Source organism: uncultured Sphingorhabdus sp., from assembly GCF_937872355.1.
In the GTDB taxonomy this organism is placed as follows: Bacteria; Pseudomonadota; Alphaproteobacteria; order Sphingomonadales; family Sphingomonadaceae; genus Sphingorhabdus_B.
On sequence record NZ_CALMSV010000138.1, the window covers coordinates 1 to 15,014 of the forward strand.

Here is a 15,014-nt window from a genome sequence, read left to right on the forward strand (position 1 = left end):
CCGACGGGGTCGCCATCCTGGCCGACATCCACGACCGGACCTCGCTGCCGATCGCCAGCCTGCCGGCCTGAGCTGTCGGCAGGAAGAACGTCATATGGACCTCGCCGAGGTCGACGAGATTGAGCACCCGTCCCCCCGCGGCCAGCACCTCGCCAGGCTGCGCGACCCGATACTGCACGCGGCCGTCGCGTGGGGATTTCAGCGTGCTGTCGTCGATGTCGGCCTGCAACCGTTCGATGGTGGCCTTCGCAGCCTCGATCGCGGCCTCGGCGTTGATGACTGCCGACTCGGCGGCGCTGATGGCGGCTTGTGCAGCCGCCACCTGCGCCTCGGCGGCCAGGATCGCAGCCTTGCCGCTCTCCATCTTGGCGCGGTTGTCATCGAGCACCTGCTGGGACGTGATCTGCTTCGAGGCAAGCTCATCCGATCGCGCGAACCGGCTGACATTGGCGGCTTGCTCCGCCTTGCGCTGCGCCACGACGGCGACAGCGGCCTGATGCTCGGCCTTGCGTTGCACGACCTGGGCCTTGGCGCTCTCAACCCCGATCACGGCCCGCTTCAGCTGCGCCTCGGCCTCCCTCTTCTGCGCCTCGAGCACCAGAATATCCATACTGGCCAGCACCTGGCCGGCACGAACGAATTCGCCCTCGCCGACGAGGATCTCCTTCAGGCGTCCCGCCGTCTTGGTGGCGATGTCGATATCGACGGCTTCGATGCGGCCGTTGCCGCTCGCGATACCGGCGGGCAGCGCGCTGCTGGCGAGCCGCTGCCAGGCGAGCACGCCGCCCGCCAGGGCCACGGCCAGCGCGACGAGCAGCCAGCGCTCCTTGCCCTTGGCAAACGCCCGCGCGCTTTCGAGAGAGGACTGGAAGGGTTTGGCCATGACAGGTCCTTTTCCGGCAATTGGGCTTCTAGCGCGCTCCTACGGGGCCCCTTCCCGCCGCGCCTTGATTTAAGTCAACGGCCGTTGACTTTGGAGTCCCTACCGTCTATCACAGCCTTGATCCAAGTCAACGACTGTTGACCAGCCGTAGCATAGAAGTTGCGAATGGGAACATCGAACTTTGTGACGGAGCCATGCGCAAGAAGACGAGCAAGCCAAAAGCATCGACGCGGGAGCTGATCCTGCAAGCTGCCATCCTCCGGTTCTCAAAGGCCTCATACGAGGAGGTGGGGCTGCGCGATATTGCCGCCGATGTTGGCGTCGATGTCGCATACGTGCATCGCTGCTACGGCTCGAAGGAGCGGCTGTTCGCAGAGACGATCACGTCCTTGTTCCAGACACGCCGATTCCTGCAGGACAACCGGGTCGACCTCGCGTCTGCAATGACCAGGCGCGCGTTCAACCGAGGACCACGGACATCCGACGAGGTCGCTCCGTTCGAGGTTATTGTGCGATCGCTCATGAGTCCGGCGGCCGCGCCGGTTCTGCGCGACTTCATCCGCAAGGAGGTGATCGATCCGCTTGCCACCAAGCTCGGGCATTCCGACAACCGGAGAACGTCCGTGATCGTAGCTTTGCTGGTCGGCGTCGACATTCTCCGCAACGTGCTTCGGATCGAACCGATGACCGAACGCGAGGGTGGTCCACTCGAGGCCATCCTCGAAGAGGCAATTGCGCTTTTGGCCGAGGGTGAGCGCGATACCGTGCAGCCCCGCATGAATAAAGGATAAGCAGATGGACACCGCCAAGACAGCAGTCGTGACAAAGCCTGGAAAAAGGCCAGCTGCGCCCGCCGTGCCGGCGATATCGCGGCCAATGGGCCTCGAGCCGGCAACCGCCCGGGCCCCCAAGCCTCCGCCGCAGCCGGAAGAAAGCCTGGGCCTCGAGGCGTTCCGCTCCATCGACCGTATGCGCGAGGCGCTCACTGCGCAGGCGACGGGCGGCCTGTCCCCGGCTGCGCTGGCGCTCGCCTTCATGGACTGGTCGATCCATCTCGCGGTGGCGCCAGGTAAGCGTATGGAGCTTGTCTGGAAGGGCAGTGAAAAGGCGGGCCGGTTCGGCGCCCACCTTCTGTCTGCGAGCACGGGCACGCATGCGCCGCCCTGCATCGAGCCGCTGCCCGGCGACAGCCGGTTCACGGCCAAGGCCTGGCAAAAGCCACCCTTCTGCTTCTGGGCGCAGGCCTTCCTGCTTGGTCAGCAATGGTGGCATAACGCAACACGTGAGGTTCCGGGCGTCGCGCCCCATCACGAGGATGTGGTCTCCTTCACCGCGCGCCAGCTGCTCGACATGTTCTCGCCGTCGAACAATCCGTTCGCCAATCCAGAGGTGATCGAACGGACCTTGAAGACGGGCGGAGCGAACTTCATCCAGGGTTATCAGAATTGGTTGGAGGACGTCGGCAGGCTGGCGACCGGTCAGGCGCGGGTGGGCCCCGAGCGCTTCGCCGCCGCCGGCGACGTCGCGGTCACGCCGGGAAAAGCCGTCTACCGCAATCCCCTGATGCAGCTGATCCAGTACGAGCCGACGACCGAGACCGTGCATGCCGAGCCGATCCTCATCGTGCCGGCGTGGATCATGAAATACTACATCCTCGACTTGTCGCCGGGGAACTCGCTGGTGCGCTACCTGGTCAACCAGGGCTACACCGTGTTTTGCATCTCGTGGCGCAATCCGACCGCCGATGACCGCGATCTCACGATGGACGACTACCGGCGCTCAGGGGTCATGGCGGCGCTCGACTGCGTCAACGCCATCGTGCCCGATCAGAAGGTGCATGCCACCGGTTACTGCCTCGGCGGCACACTGATGTCGATTGTCGCTGCCGCGATGGCCCGGGCAGACGATCAGCGTCTCGCCTCCCTGACTCTTCTCGCCGCTCAGACCGATTTCACCGAGCCAGGCGAGCTCGCGCTGTTCATCGATCACAGTCAGCTGCACGTCCTCGAAAGCATGATGTGGAACCGCGGCTATCTGACGGGTGACCAGATGGGCGGCAGCTTTCAGCTCCTGCGCACGAACGACCTGATCTGGTCGCGTCTCGTCCACGACTATCTGATGGGCGAGCGCTCACCGATGTTCGATCTCATTGCGTGGAACGCGGACTCGACGCGCATGCCTTACAAGATGCATTCCGAGTATCTGCAGCGACTCTATCTCGACAACGAGCTGGCTGCGGGCCGTTTCATGGTCGACGGTCGCTCGGCGGCCATTCAGAACATCCGTGCGCCAATGTTCGTCGTCGGCACCGAGCGCGACCACGTCGCGCCCTGGCGGTCCGTCTACAAGATCCACTATCTGAGCGATACCGACGTCACCTTCGTGCTGACGAGCGGCGGTCACAACGCCGGTATCGTCAGCGAGCCGGACCGGCCCAATCGCCGCTTCCGCGTGACATTGAAAAAGGCTGACGACGTCTGCCTTGATCCGGATGAGTGGAGCGCGGCAGCCACGCAGAAGATGGGATCTTGGTGGATCGAATGGAGCGGTTGGCTGGATGCACGCTCGTCGGCCAAACGTGCGCGGCCACCATCAATGGGCGCGCCCGGGAAAGGTTACGCTTGCCTAGGCGATGCGCCCGGCACCCATGTCTTCCAACGCTGAGTCGGCGGCGGGGCGCAGGCTCAAAGGAGAATTTCTGATGTCAATCCCGAGCAGGCTTCTGTCCGGCAAGGTCGGCTTGGTCGCCGGTGTCGCCAATCCGCACTCGATCGCCTCGGGTTGCGCGACCGCGTTCCATGCCGCCGGCGCCGACCTGGCGCTGACCTATCTCAACGAAAAGGCGAAACCGTTCGTCGAACCCGTGGCGAAGAACGTGAACGCCCGGTTGCTGCTGCCTGTCGACGTGGAAAAGGATGGGCAGCTCGAGGCCGCATTTGAAAAGATCCAGCAGACGTGGGGGCGCCTCGATTTCCTCCTGCATTCGATCGCCTACTGCCCCAAGGAGGACCTTCATGGCCGGGTGACCGACTGCTCGCGTTCCGGTTTTTCGCGCGCCATGGACGTCTCGGTTCATTCGTTCATCCGCATGGCACGCCTCGCCGAGCCGCTGATGCGCGAAGGCGGCTGCATTCTGACGGTCAGCTACTACGGCGCAGAGAAGGTGGTCGATCACTACAACATCATGGGACCGGTCAAGGCCGCGCTGGAGGGAACGGTTCGCTACCTCGCTGCCGAGCTTGGACCCAAGGGCATCCGCGTCAACGCCCTCTCGCCAGGTCCGCTTAAGACACGCGCAGCCTCCGGCATCGATCATTTCGATAATTTGATCGACGAAGCCCGCGTCCGCTCCCCGGCACGGCAACTCGTGTCGATCGACGACGTCGGCGCTATCGCCGCCGGCCTCGTCAGTGCCTTGGCCCGCAACGTCACTGGCAACATCGCCTACGTCGATGCCGGCCATCACGTGATGTCGTGAGATTCGACTTCATCGATTCCAACGTCGCTTGCACAGGAACCCTGCAATGACCACTAAGAAACTGGATTGGACACCCGACCTCTCGCTGCCAGCAGGCAAGGGCGCAACCGTACAGCGTTTCACGGCAACGGATGGAGACGACCAGCTCGAGATCGACACCATGCCATGGGGCGAAGGCGATCTCACGATCAACGACAAGCCTATCGCCCATGTGGCCGACGAATTGAGTGGGGGAGACGCCTTCCGCGATCTCGAGGTCATCGCCGAGGAGATCGAGGGTGAGAAGGCGGCTGCCGCCGCCAGAGCGGACACCGGCCGCAAGGCAGGGCAGACGTGATGCAGTACATCGAGAACAAGACGTTCGACGAGCTGAAGGTCGGCGACACAGCAGCGATCACGCGTACGCTCCGGCAGCAGGACATCGAGCTGTTTGCGGTAATGTCTGGCGACGTCAATCCGGCCCACGTCGACGAGGAGTTCGCCAAGTCCGATCTCTTCCACAAGGTCATCGCACACGGCATGTGGGGCGGCGCTCTGATCTCGGCCGTGCTCGGCACCGAGCTGCCCGGTCCAGGCACCATCTATCTCGACCAGTCACTCAGCTTTCGCCGCCCGGTCGGTCTCGGCGACACCGTCACCGTCCGCGTCACGGTGCGCGAGAAAATTCCCGACAAGAAGCAGGTCGTGCTCGATTGCGTGTGCACCAACCAGGCCGGAGAGACGGTGATCAAGGGCGAGGCGCTGGTGATCGCCCCGACACAGAAGGTGCGCCGGCCACGCGCTGTTCTTCCCGAGGTCCATCTGCATGAACGCGGGGCCCGCTATCGCCAGTTGATCGAGGCCGCGCATAAGTGCCAGCCGATCCGAACCGCGGTCGTGCACCCGTGCGACGAGGTCTCGCTCGTCGGCGCACTCGATGCGGCGGCCGACCGGCTGATCGTGCCCGTTCTAGTCGGCCCGCAAGCCAAGATTCGCAAGGCGGCTGACGCTGTTAAACGCAGCCTGCAAGATATCGAGGTCATCGATACACCGCACAGCCATGCAGCTGCAGCGCGTGCCGTCGAATTGGCTCGCGAGGGCCGCGTCGAGGCGCTGATGAAGGGTGCGCTGCACACCGATGAGCTGATGGGCGCCGTCGTCAAGACCGATACGGGCCTCAGGACCGAGCGACGCATGAGCCACGTCTTTGCGCTTGACGTGCCGCACTACCCCAAGCCGCTCCTGATCACGGACGCTGCGATCAACATCTACCCTGATCTCGAGACCAAGCGCGACATCGTGCAAAACGCCATCGATCTCGCCCACGCCCTCGGCATGGCCGAGCCGAAGGTCGCGATCCTCTCGGCCCTCGAGACCGTCTACCCCAAGATCAACTCGACTGTGGAGGCTGCCGCTCTGTGCAAGATGGCCGAACGCGGACAGATCACCGGTGGCCTGATCGATGGCCCGCTCGCGTTCGACAACGCCGTGTCGAAGGAGGCGGCCAGGACCAAAGGGATCGTCTCCGCGGTTGCAGGAGATGCCGACATTCTGGTCGCACCAGATCTCGAAGCCGGCAATATGATCGCCAAGCAGCTGATCTACCTCGCAGGCGCCGACGCCGCTGGCATCGTCATGGGCGGCCGCGTGCCGATCATGCTGACCAGTCGTGCAGACGGCGCACTGGCGCGGCAGGCTTCATGCGCGCTGGCGCAGCTCGTTGTCCATCACAGGACGCGAGGTGCGCAATGACCAGCGCCGTCTTGATACTCAATGCGGGCTCGTCGAGCATCAAGTTCGCGCTCTACGAGACCGAGCGCCTGGAGGTTCTTTGTCGCGGCGCGATCGATGGCATCGGATCGACGCCGCGCTTCACCCCGAAGGGGACAACAGCCGTGCGGCTGACCGAAGCCCCCGCGCTTCCGCAACCCGCTACACACGACAATTTGACGGCTTGGTTGCTGGACATGCTGCGAACGCGTCTGCCGGACGTGACGATCACGGCCGCCGGCCATCGCGTTGTCCACGGTGGCGCCAGGTTCAATGATCCCGTCCGCGTCGATGACGCCGTCATGGCCGAGCTCGATCAATTGGTGAGCCTCGCGCCGCTGCACGAGCCACACAACCTCGCGACCATCCGTGCCGTTACAAAGGCCTGGGGCCAGCTGCCGCAGGTGGCATGCTTCGATACCCAGTTCCACCGCACGCAGCCGCGCCTCGCCCAGATGTTCGCGCTGCCGCGCGAGCTGACCGACGAGGGTGTGCTCCGGTACGGCTTCCACGGTCTGTCCTACGAATACATCGCCAGCGTCCTGCCGGAGCATGCCGGCCCGCGCGCCGATGGCCGCGTGATCGTCGCCCATCTCGGCAACGGCGCCAGCATGTGTGCGATGAGGAATCGGCGGAGCGTGGCCAGCACGATGGGGTTCACGGCGCTGGACGGTCTCATGATGGGCACGCGCTCCGGCGCGCTTGATCCCGGGGTGGTCCTACACCTGTTGCAGCAGAAGGGCATGACACCAAACGAGGTTGCCAACCTGCTCTATAACAAGTCGGGGTTGCTCGGCGTGTCCGGGATCAGCGCGGACGTCCGCGACCTCGAGGACAGCAATGATCCACCTGCTGCCGAAGCGCTCGATCTTTTCGTCTACCGCGCCGCCCGCGAGCTCGGTGGGCTCGTTGCCATCCTCGGCGGACTCGACGTGCTCGTGTTCACGGCCGGCATCGGCGAGCACTCGGCGTTCATGCGGCGCCGCATCTGCGAGCACTTCGGCTGGATGGGCGTCGACATCGATGCCGCGGCCAACAGCCGGGGCGCAGCCCGCATCAGCGCCGCCACCTCACGGGTCGACGTGCTGGTCATCCCAACTGACGAGGAGTTGGTGATCGCGCGTGCCACGCGTCGGCTGGCTCTCGCGGAAGGAGTGACCCCATGATCGTCATCACACGCAATGGCAAGACCACAGTCATCACCGGCTGGCGCGCCTGGCTGGTTGGCACTGTAGTCTTTCTTGCGGCGTGGTTGGTATTCGCCGTCCTCGTCTTCTTTTGGATCGGCGCGGCCCTGACCCTGGCCATCGTGGCGCTGCTCGCACTGCCGGCCCTGCTCGTTGTCGGCGTTATCCAGATGTGGCTGGGCGGTCGCGCACGATGACCTCAAGAGAGCCGTATCTCACTCAAGAGAGAGCCCCGCTCAGACCTTCAGAAACTGCACCATTAGACAGCAACGCTGCGACAAAGGATACGAAATGCGGCCTCCTCACCGCGAAACCCATCTGATTGATCGTGTCGGCTGGCTCCGTGCTGCTGTCCTGGGTGCCAACGATGGCCTCATCTCTACGGCCAGCCTGATCGTTGGCGTCGCGGCTGCCTCGCCGTCACGCAACGAGGTCTTGGTAGCCGGAGTAGCAGCAGTGGTGGCGGGCGCCATGTCCATGGCTGCGGGCGAGTACGTGTCAGTGAGTTCTCAGGCCGATACCGAAAATGCCGATCTTGCGCGCGAGAGGCGAGAGCTTGCGGAGCAACCCGAGGCAGAGTTGGCTGAGCTCGCGCAGATCTACGTCGATCGCGGCGTCGAGGCTGACCTGGCTCGAAAAGTGGCACAGCAGATGATGGCGAAAGATGCGTTCTCAACGCATGCTCGTGACGAGCTTGGTCTGGCGCCGCATGTGACCGCACGTCCCGTGCAGGCTGCGTTTACGTCGGCCTCGACGTTTGCCGCAGGTGCGGCATTCCCATTGGTGGTCGCATTGCTGGCGCCGACGCGCGGGCTAACGTGGATCGTATCAATCGCTTGTTTGATCGGGCTTGCGGCACTTGGTGCCATTGGGGCGCGCCTCGGTGGATCGAGCATCTTGAAGCCAACGCTTCGCGTTACGTTCTGGGGCGCGGTCGCCATGGCAGCGACCGCGATCATCGGCGCGCTGGTTGGACGCGCCGTATAGTTGACGGTCGGCCACAGTCATCACAATACATATGCATGTAGTCCGTAGGCGGTGTAACCATGGAATTGCTCAGCATTATCATTGCGCTCATATTCGTCGCTTCTGCGCTTCAGCCGGTTATTCAAGGACGGCTGCTGGCGGCGAGGAGAGCCAATCAGATAGCAGCGATCGAAAAGGAGCGGGGGTCGCGCGTCATAACGATGATCCATCGTCAGGAGACGCAGAACCTGTTGGGCTTTCGGACGAGCCGCATGATCGATCTCGAGGATGCCCAGCAGATCATTCCAGCGATCCAGGAAACTCCGGCCGGCACGCCCATCGACCTCATTCTGCATACGCCAGGCGGGATGGTGCTGGCCGCGATGCAGATCGCGCGCGCCGTCAAGGCTCATCCGTCAAGAGTCACCGTGCATGTGCCGGTCTATGCGATGTCGGGGGGCACGCTGATTGCGCTGGCGGCCGACGAGATCATCATGGATAATTTCTCGGTGCTCGGCCCGATCGATCCGCAGATTTCCGGTCTGCCAGCCGCGAGCCTTGTGGAGGTGAAGAAAGAGAAGCCAATTGCGGAGATCAGTGACTTGACGCTGGTGCTAGCCAACATGGGTGAAAAGGCTCTGCGCCAGGTCAAGGCGGGCGCCGTTGAGCTCATCGGCGATAGGATGCCAGCAGAGCAGGCAGCAAGCCTTGTCGACAAGCTCGCAGGCGGTCAATGGACACACGACTATGCGCTGACGGCCGAAGAAGCGAAGCTCATGGGCCTCAATGTCAAGATCGGCATTCCGGCATCGATCCTAAATCTGATTCGCCTCTATCCTCAGCCAATCCGCCATGCACCAGCGATCGAGTTTCTGCCACAAAACCCTGCTCGTAGCCCCGAAGCGCCTCGACCAGCGAGCGCGCAATGAGCGCAGCGCTGCTCGCACTGCCGGCCGTCATGCTCGTCGACCTCCTGCGGATGTGGATGAGCAAGGACCATCGATCATGAGCGCACCAACCCCTCCAGAAGGTTCTGCCGAGCCGTCGGGAAACTCCGAGGTGAGGGCCATCCTCGCCCGCATGCGCAGCCTTGAAACCGAGCTCGATGCGGCATTCGAGCGGGCACGCGCCGAGCTGCGGCTGCGTATCGAGCGGGATCGGGTCGTCTTTGAGGAGCACATCCTCAAGCGTCATCGCGAGCTTAAGATCAGGCTGCTCGACTACGTCCGCGGCGCGCGGCTTATGGTGGTTGTGACGGCACCATTCATCTATGCCGTCATCGTCCCAATCGTCATCCTGGATCTGTTCGTGACGCTCTACCAGGCCACTTGCTTTCCCGTTTACGGCATCTCCAAGGTCCGGCGCCGTGACTACATCGTCTTCGATCGGCAGAACCTCGCCTATCTCAACGCGCTCGAGAAGCTGAATTGCGCCTATTGCTCCTATGCCAACGGCCTGTTCGCCTACGTGCGGGAGATCGCGGCACGCACCGAGCAGTATTGGTGTCCCATCAAGCACGCGCGGCGATTGATCGCTCCGCACGCCCACTATGCCGACTTCGTCGCCTATGGCAACGCCGAGGAGTATCACCGACAGCTGGAGGTGCTACGGAGTAAACTCGCCGCCATGGAAAACGCTTCAGATGGCGACCCAAATCTGCGAACCTGACATTGTGTTTTATCCACCAGTCTCGTCCACGAGTGTCCCTGCTGCGGAGCAGCCCATCGTGCGATAGTGCCGCGTGATGGACGATTGCGCGTGGCGTCCGCTCAATCAAAATTTCGGCGCGCCCTTTTGCCAAGGGTACCCGCTCCGCGCAAGCGCCCTGGCCCGCTGGAAAAGCGCCTGCATGTAGTCGCGGTCGAATGCTTCTTTCGAGGGCTCGTTGAAATCCGGCGGAATTCCGGCGAGGTTGAATTCGGCGTTCGCGCGCGACGCGGTCTGATAGATGCGGGCGAGATCGCCCTGGCTCTGGTTCAAGATGAGCGTGCTCAGCGTACGTCCACCAATTGCAATCGTGGTGGCCTTCGCGGGTTCATACGCCGGCCCGAGCTTGGCATTCCGGATGACGTAGATGCGCCGCAGCGGCGGTGCTTCATAAAAGCGGTCGAAGTCGGTCAGTGGCAGTTGGGTCGGCACCAGAAAGACTTGGCGCGTCGGACCACCATCGACATGCATTTCTTCGAAACGATGGCCGCCGGCTACAACCTCGATGTGAACCGGCGGGAACACGCCAGGGATCGAGGCTGATGCGAGGACGACCTTGTGGAACAATGCCAGTGCCTCAGGCGTGCCGCGCGCGGCGATCTCGCCCATATTCCAGATCACCGGGCGCTGCGCATCGAGATTGGTAGTGCCGATCAACAGCATCCGGCCCTGCCTGTACTCGCGCGCGATCGCCCTGAACATGCGCTGGTCGACGTACTTGGCGATGAGTTCGGCGAGCGGTGCACTGTCGGCGAGCGCCGTTCCACCAAACAGCCCGGTCACGACCTGCTTTCGGAGCAGGTCTTCCGTCGCGTAGAGCGTGAACATCTCACGCAGCTGCCGGTCATGTTCCCGGCCCAGAAAGGCGAAAGGAGCGATGAGCGCGCCCGCGCTGACGCCAGTAACAACCTCGAAACGCGGGCGCGTGCCGGCGTCGGACCATCCAACGAGTAGGCCGGCACCAAACGCACCATCAGCGCCGCCGCCTGAGAGCGCCAGCATGTTGACGATGGGGCGGCCACTTTCGCGCGTAGGCGCCACTGCAAAACGCCCCATTCCGGGCAGCCGCGCGTGCGGGATCGCGGCGGCATCACGCGGCGCGACGTCGCCCCACCCGCGTATGCCGTCCAGGCCCGCAACGTCGGCCTTGTCGACGAGTGCCAGCGGCACCGCATTGCGCGCCACGCCGACGGCACAACCGGTGAGGAGCGTCGCGGCCAGCAGTACGCCGCCGAGACACCGCACCTGTCCGAGAAATGCATGCAAACCCATCATTCCCCCGGATTCACATCGCTCAATCGGATCAGGCGGTAGCCGTTTCGTATAGCATGCGCTTGCAGCGGCGCATGCCGCCGGAATGCCACGCGCGACGTGTTTCGAGCCCGATCCGCGCGGATCGCCGGCGAATTGCGATCAGGGCGAGCGCGTCGGTGGTCCAACTCTTCGATCTAAATTCGGCCATGAGCGTCGCGCGCTGTGTTTTGGCCGGCTGAGATCGCACGCCATCTGCAGGCTCATGCGACATCGTGACGTCTCACTCTATCGCAAGAGAAATGTGGGGAAGATTGAGGGGTGCCACTTCGGCGAGGGCATATTTTATAGAAAAAATGCTTACTCAAAGTCTTGGTGGAGCCGCGGGCCGAAGTTCTCGACTTTGCACTGCTGCGGGGTAGGCAGAGTATCAAGGTCCATGGAACGACCTGTGTTCAAAGACCCGGCAGGCGGTCCTGCTCTCGCGTCATCGGCTCGGAGCCGTACTTTCCTGCCAGGTCGCGCACGCGGCGGGCCATCAGGTCGGTCAGAGCGTCGAGCGTCTTGTCGCTCATACCTTCGGACTTGCAGGCCGCGAGGAGTGAAGCGGCTTCGTCGGGCAGCCGGGCGAGAATATCCCGGATGTGTGCCATCATCTGGTCGGCGCTGTAACCGCACTTGCGAGCTTCGTCCTGCCAATGGCGGGGGAAGATCTCCTGAAAGAAATACATGCGATCAACGCTCATGGCGAGGCGGTCCTCCCGCTTGTTCTTCGAGTAGGGAAGCCAGCTCGCGATATCGTACAAGGGGGCGAGGCGATAGCGTCCGCCGGCCGCCAGCAGCAGACCGTAATTTTTGCCATGAGCGTCGGTGCCGGCGATCACGAAATTGTACGCGCACGCGCGCATGAAGCGGTCCCGGTCCTCGCTCGGCCGACCAGAGCCCGAGAGCAGCTCCATGACCTGACGCATCCCGGGGCCGCCATCACGCTGATACTTGTTGCGCGGATCGACCATAAGAGCCTGACAGCAATCCTCCTGGTGGACGCGATGGACCTCTCCGCCAGGGCTATCGATTGGCAGGACGCGCTTGCCGGCAAGACGGCGGCGGTCGTAGCGCTCGACGACGACGACCGGGATGTCGCCGAAAACCTCGACCCACGTTCGTGGTGCCGGCAGCGACAAGCGCGGGGCGAGGCGCTGGCAGAACATCTCGTTCTCGACCTGTCCTTCGAGGCCCGTGATCGGCGGCTTGAGAATATGGGTCGACGGCGTCCGTCCGCGCGGCTCGTACCATTTGTCGTTGACCCGATATAGCGCTTTCTTCCGCTGCGCTCCAGCCAGAGAAAACTGTCCGCCGCCCTTGGTGAACTGAGTCGCACCGGGATCGCGAACGAGAGCTGCAAAGCTCTCCGCGAGAACCTCGCGGGAAAGAGGCGTGATGCCTTCACGCCTCCTGAGTGCGTCCGCGTGCGCGGGCGAGACCATCTGGATGGCGCCCTGCAAGTCCTCACCGACTTCCGAGAGCAGGGCGAAGGGATTGCGCGGACTGACCCCGAAACGCTTCCCCCAGTTCGTCAGGGTGTCGTCGTTGTCCGGAAGCAAGCCCCACATGAAGGGGCGGATGGCCTTGTCCACGTGCTCGGCGACGGACAACGGCATCGAGACCGACAAGGGGATGGCGCTAGGCGCCTTACGGTATGCATCGCCGTAGGTGAAGTGGAACTTACCGCGGCTGTCCTGGGTGACCTCGCCGATCTCCGCACCGTCGATGAGGACCATGAGGGTCTTCGTCATCGGCGCCCCCGTTTCGTCACCGCAGGCGTGCGAGGCTCCCTGAGGGCCTTCGGAGTAGAGAGGCCGGTATCTGCGATATCGTCGATATCGATGGTGTCGGTCGGCGTCTCGACGAGATCGCCGCCGTCGATCGGACCATCCGTCTGTGCCGTCAAGGTGATATCGAGTTCGGCAAGCGCACGCAGCACGAGATCGAGCCGGGCCGTCGGTTTGCCGCCCTCGAACTCGTTGATCCAGAGCCGTGAGACGCCGAGCCGCCGGGCAAGGTCGTCCTGGCTCATGGACCTCGCTTTGCGGGCTGCCTTGACCAGCAGACCGATGTCGCTCGGGCGGCGAATGAACACATCGACTCCTTGTAAGCGATCGCTTTCCTTCTGGCATTGTATGCGAACGCTTACAAACAAACAATGAAAGTTTTCGCTTACATTCTACAGATGTAATCGATCGCTTACATTGACTACGAAAGGGCGGCAGCGCGTGCGCTCGCCGCGCTGCCGATCAGGCGCATCAACTCGGCCTCCCACAGGGCCAGGGCTTCGCGCTTCTCCTTGTCATAGGCATAGCGGTTGTAGACGGCTTCGGTGATGCCGCGGCTCTGCGGGCTGTGGTTGAGCACGAGCGAGCGGACGTGGACCGCGATGCCGAGCCGAGCCATCTCTGTACCTACAGTGCGCCTGAGATCGTGTGGAGACACGGTCGGGATCTTCAGCTCGTTGACCAGCCTCGCCATGGCTCTCGTGATCGACAGCGGCGTGAGGTGTGCGCGCGGATTGTCTGCAGAGGCGAACACGTAAGGGCTTTTCGCCGGCGCGGCGACGATTGCCCGGACGAATTCCTCGCAGGCATTGGGACACAACGGCACGCGATGCAGAAGGCCATTCTTGGTCCGCTCGCCGGGGATGGTCCAGACGGGCTCCGGCCCGTGCAGCTCGAGCTCGGATTTGAGAGCGCCCACGACCTCGGTCCTTCGCTGCCCGGTCAGGAGCAGCAGACGCAGGATGGAGCGAGTCGAGGGCGAGAGAATGCGGCCCTTCTCTGCGCGCGCCATGTGCTCGACGGTCATCGTCTCCATGTGGTCCAGGGCATTCCAGAAAACGTTGATATTGACGCGCGTGAGAACGCGCTCGCGCGGCTTGCGGGCGGCAGCCTTGCGCATCCGGGCGACAGGGTTGAACTCGAGCATGCCTTCATCGAGCCCCCAGTTGAAGATGCGGCTCAAGAGAACCATGACCCGGTTGGAGGTGAGCGGGGTCGCCTTCTTGGCCACCACGTCCCGGAAGCGGCCGAGATCGAGGCGCGTCAACTCTCGCACTTTGCGTTTGGCGAATTCCGGCTTGATGTGGCAGCGGAAGGTGATCTCGTCCGTTGGTGCCCGCGCCAACTTCAAGGTGGCATAGCGCGTGTGCCACTCGTGGAAGAGATCGCCGACGGTCATCTCGTCGGCGCCCCGGAACTCGCGCCCGCCGTGCGGGTCTCGCTCTTTCACGTCCACTTCGACGTCAACGGATTTGGCCCTCTCTGTGGCGGTCGCGAGCGGCGTCGAGGTCGCGTCGCCGATCCGGTACCACCGCTCTCGCCGGGTCTTGCCGGACCCGATCTGGTAGCGGGCGTACCAGGTGCGAACTCCGCTCGGGCTGACGTAGAGCCAGAGCCCCGGCACGCCTTCGATCCGGTAGCGCGTCTTTTTCCCGTCGACCGGCTTGGCGGCAAGGATCTGCCGGTGATTGGCCTTCAGAGTGGGCATGACGAGGCACCCCTGACCTCTTTTTCATGCAGTTCTGACTTTCACCCGTTCACGCAGGGTTCACGCAGAAATGCATCGCTTGACGTGTTCGGGGGTTGTCGCAAGACGCCGATGAAATGTCAATTTATGCATGTATTTCCTACGCTTGATTGACACATGGCGGAACATACCAAAATATCGAAAAACATGCCTGAGGCAAATCGCACTGCAGAGGTCAGGGGTTCGATTCCCCTCGGCTCCACCAATAAAATCA

General features: G+C 63.1%; 15 protein-coding genes. 10 read left to right on the top strand and 5 right to left on the bottom strand.

All coding sequences use genetic code 11. From position 1 onward, the window contains the following. A partial coding sequence (locus Q0239_RS08620) for an HlyD family efflux transporter periplasmic adaptor subunit (protein WP_298601253.1) occupies nucleotides 1-883 on the bottom strand: 883 nt, incomplete at its 3' end. Nucleotides 884-1,077: 194 nt separating this feature from the next. On the opposite strand from Q0239_RS08620, the gene Q0239_RS08625 reads away from it, so the two are divergent. The 10 genes from Q0239_RS08625 (at nucleotide 1,078) to Q0239_RS08670 (ending at nucleotide 9,931) form a co-directional block, all read left to right on the top strand. Continuing rightward, nucleotides 1,078-1,674, top strand: coding sequence for a TetR family transcriptional regulator (locus Q0239_RS08625; protein ID WP_298601256.1), 597 nt, complete (start codon nucleotides 1,078-1,080; stop codon nucleotides 1,672-1,674). Nucleotides 1,675-1,678: 4 nt separating this feature from the next. Continuing rightward, entirely contained in the window at nucleotides 1,679-3,547 is a 1,869-nt protein-coding gene (locus Q0239_RS08630) for an alpha/beta fold hydrolase (RefSeq protein WP_298601259.1), read from the top strand. A 37-nt stretch (nucleotides 3,548-3,584) separates the two neighbouring features. After that, entirely contained in the window at nucleotides 3,585-4,361 is a 777-nt protein-coding gene (gene fabI, locus Q0239_RS08635; RefSeq protein ID WP_298601262.1) for an enoyl-ACP reductase FabI, read from the top strand. Between the two features lie 46 nt (nucleotides 4,362-4,407). Beyond that, nucleotides 4,408-4,698 (top strand): hypothetical protein, encoded by a 291-nt coding sequence (locus Q0239_RS08640; protein ID WP_298601264.1) that lies wholly within the window; start codon nucleotides 4,408-4,410, stop codon nucleotides 4,696-4,698. After that, entirely contained in the window at nucleotides 4,698-6,092 is a 1,395-nt protein-coding gene (locus Q0239_RS08645) for a bifunctional enoyl-CoA hydratase/phosphate acetyltransferase (protein WP_298601267.1), read from the top strand. The genes Q0239_RS08640 and Q0239_RS08645 overlap by 1 nt, the downstream gene beginning before the upstream one ends. Then, nucleotides 6,089-7,276, top strand: coding sequence for an acetate/propionate family kinase (locus tag Q0239_RS08650; protein ID WP_298601269.1), 1,188 nt, complete (start codon nucleotides 6,089-6,091; stop codon nucleotides 7,274-7,276). Before Q0239_RS08645 ends, Q0239_RS08650 begins: the two co-directional genes overlap by 4 nt. Beyond that, nucleotides 7,273-7,494 carry a hypothetical protein gene (locus Q0239_RS08655; RefSeq protein WP_298601271.1) on the top strand — a complete coding sequence of 74 codons (222 nt, stop codon included), beginning with the start codon at nucleotides 7,273-7,275 and terminating at the stop codon, nucleotides 7,492-7,494. Before Q0239_RS08650 ends, Q0239_RS08655 begins: the two co-directional genes overlap by 4 nt. Before the next feature lie 94 nt (nucleotides 7,495-7,588). Then, a complete protein-coding gene (locus Q0239_RS08660; RefSeq protein ID WP_298601274.1) occupies nucleotides 7,589-8,284 on the top strand; it encodes a VIT family protein in 696 nt (231 codons plus the stop codon). A 59-nt stretch (nucleotides 8,285-8,343) separates the two neighbouring features. Continuing rightward, nucleotides 8,344-9,192 carry an ATP-dependent Clp protease proteolytic subunit gene (locus Q0239_RS08665; RefSeq protein WP_298601277.1) on the top strand — a complete coding sequence of 283 codons (849 nt, stop codon included), beginning with the start codon at nucleotides 8,344-8,346 and terminating at the stop codon, nucleotides 9,190-9,192. Nucleotides 9,193-9,268: 76 nt separating this feature from the next. Then, a complete protein-coding gene (locus Q0239_RS08670) occupies nucleotides 9,269-9,931 on the top strand; it encodes a hypothetical protein (RefSeq protein WP_298601280.1) in 663 nt (220 codons plus the stop codon). A gap of 105 nt (nucleotides 9,932-10,036) precedes the next feature. On the opposite strand, the gene Q0239_RS08675 is transcribed toward Q0239_RS08670, so the two are convergent. From Q0239_RS08675 to Q0239_RS08690, 4 genes are all read right to left on the bottom strand, one after another. After that, nucleotides 10,037-11,245: a patatin-like phospholipase family protein gene (locus tag Q0239_RS08675; RefSeq protein WP_298601282.1), complete on the bottom strand. Its 1,209-nt coding sequence runs from the start codon at nucleotides 11,243-11,245 to the stop codon at nucleotides 10,037-10,039. Between the two features lie 431 nt (nucleotides 11,246-11,676). After that, entirely contained in the window at nucleotides 11,677-13,017 is a 1,341-nt protein-coding gene (locus tag Q0239_RS08680; protein WP_298601285.1) for a type II toxin-antitoxin system HipA family toxin, read from the bottom strand. Continuing rightward, on the bottom strand, nucleotides 13,014-13,361 hold the full coding sequence (locus Q0239_RS08685; protein WP_298601288.1) for a helix-turn-helix domain-containing protein: 348 nt from the start codon (nucleotides 13,359-13,361) through the stop codon (nucleotides 13,014-13,016). Before Q0239_RS08685 ends, Q0239_RS08680 begins: the two co-directional genes overlap by 4 nt. 113 nt (nucleotides 13,362-13,474) lie before the next feature. Further along, nucleotides 13,475-14,761 carry a site-specific integrase gene (locus Q0239_RS08690; RefSeq protein WP_298601292.1) on the bottom strand — a complete coding sequence of 429 codons (1,287 nt, stop codon included), beginning with the start codon at nucleotides 14,759-14,761 and terminating at the stop codon, nucleotides 13,475-13,477. Nucleotides 14,762-15,014 lie beyond the last annotated feature (253 nt).

Coding starts and splice junctions, on each gene's coding strand:
- Q0239_RS08625 (WP_298601256.1), top strand. CDS start 1,078: ATGCGCAAGAAGACGAGCAAGCCAAAAGCATCGACGCGGGAGCTGATC.
- Q0239_RS08675 (WP_298601282.1), bottom strand. CDS start 11,245: ATGATGGGTTTGCATGCATTTCTCGGACAGGTGCGGTGTCTCGGCGGC.
- Q0239_RS08655 (WP_298601271.1), top strand. CDS start 7,273: ATGATCGTCATCACACGCAATGGCAAGACCACAGTCATCACCGGCTGG.
- Q0239_RS08690 (WP_298601292.1), bottom strand. CDS start 14,761: ATGCCCACTCTGAAGGCCAATCACCGGCAGATCCTTGCCGCCAAGCCG.
- Q0239_RS08680 (WP_298601285.1), bottom strand. CDS start 13,017: ATGACGAAGACCCTCATGGTCCTCATCGACGGTGCGGAGATCGGCGAG.
- Q0239_RS08650 (WP_298601269.1), top strand. CDS start 6,089: ATGACCAGCGCCGTCTTGATACTCAATGCGGGCTCGTCGAGCATCAAG.
- Q0239_RS08645 (WP_298601267.1), top strand. CDS start 4,698: ATGCAGTACATCGAGAACAAGACGTTCGACGAGCTGAAGGTCGGCGAC.
- Q0239_RS08670 (WP_298601280.1), top strand. CDS start 9,269: ATGAGCGCACCAACCCCTCCAGAAGGTTCTGCCGAGCCGTCGGGAAAC.
- Q0239_RS08640 (WP_298601264.1), top strand. CDS start 4,408: ATGACCACTAAGAAACTGGATTGGACACCCGACCTCTCGCTGCCAGCA.
- Q0239_RS08660 (WP_298601274.1), top strand. CDS start 7,589: ATGCGGCCTCCTCACCGCGAAACCCATCTGATTGATCGTGTCGGCTGG.
- Q0239_RS08630 (WP_298601259.1), top strand. CDS start 1,679: ATGGACACCGCCAAGACAGCAGTCGTGACAAAGCCTGGAAAAAGGCCA.
- Q0239_RS08665 (WP_298601277.1), top strand. CDS start 8,344: ATGGAATTGCTCAGCATTATCATTGCGCTCATATTCGTCGCTTCTGCG.
- fabI (WP_298601262.1), top strand. CDS start 3,585: ATGTCAATCCCGAGCAGGCTTCTGTCCGGCAAGGTCGGCTTGGTCGCC.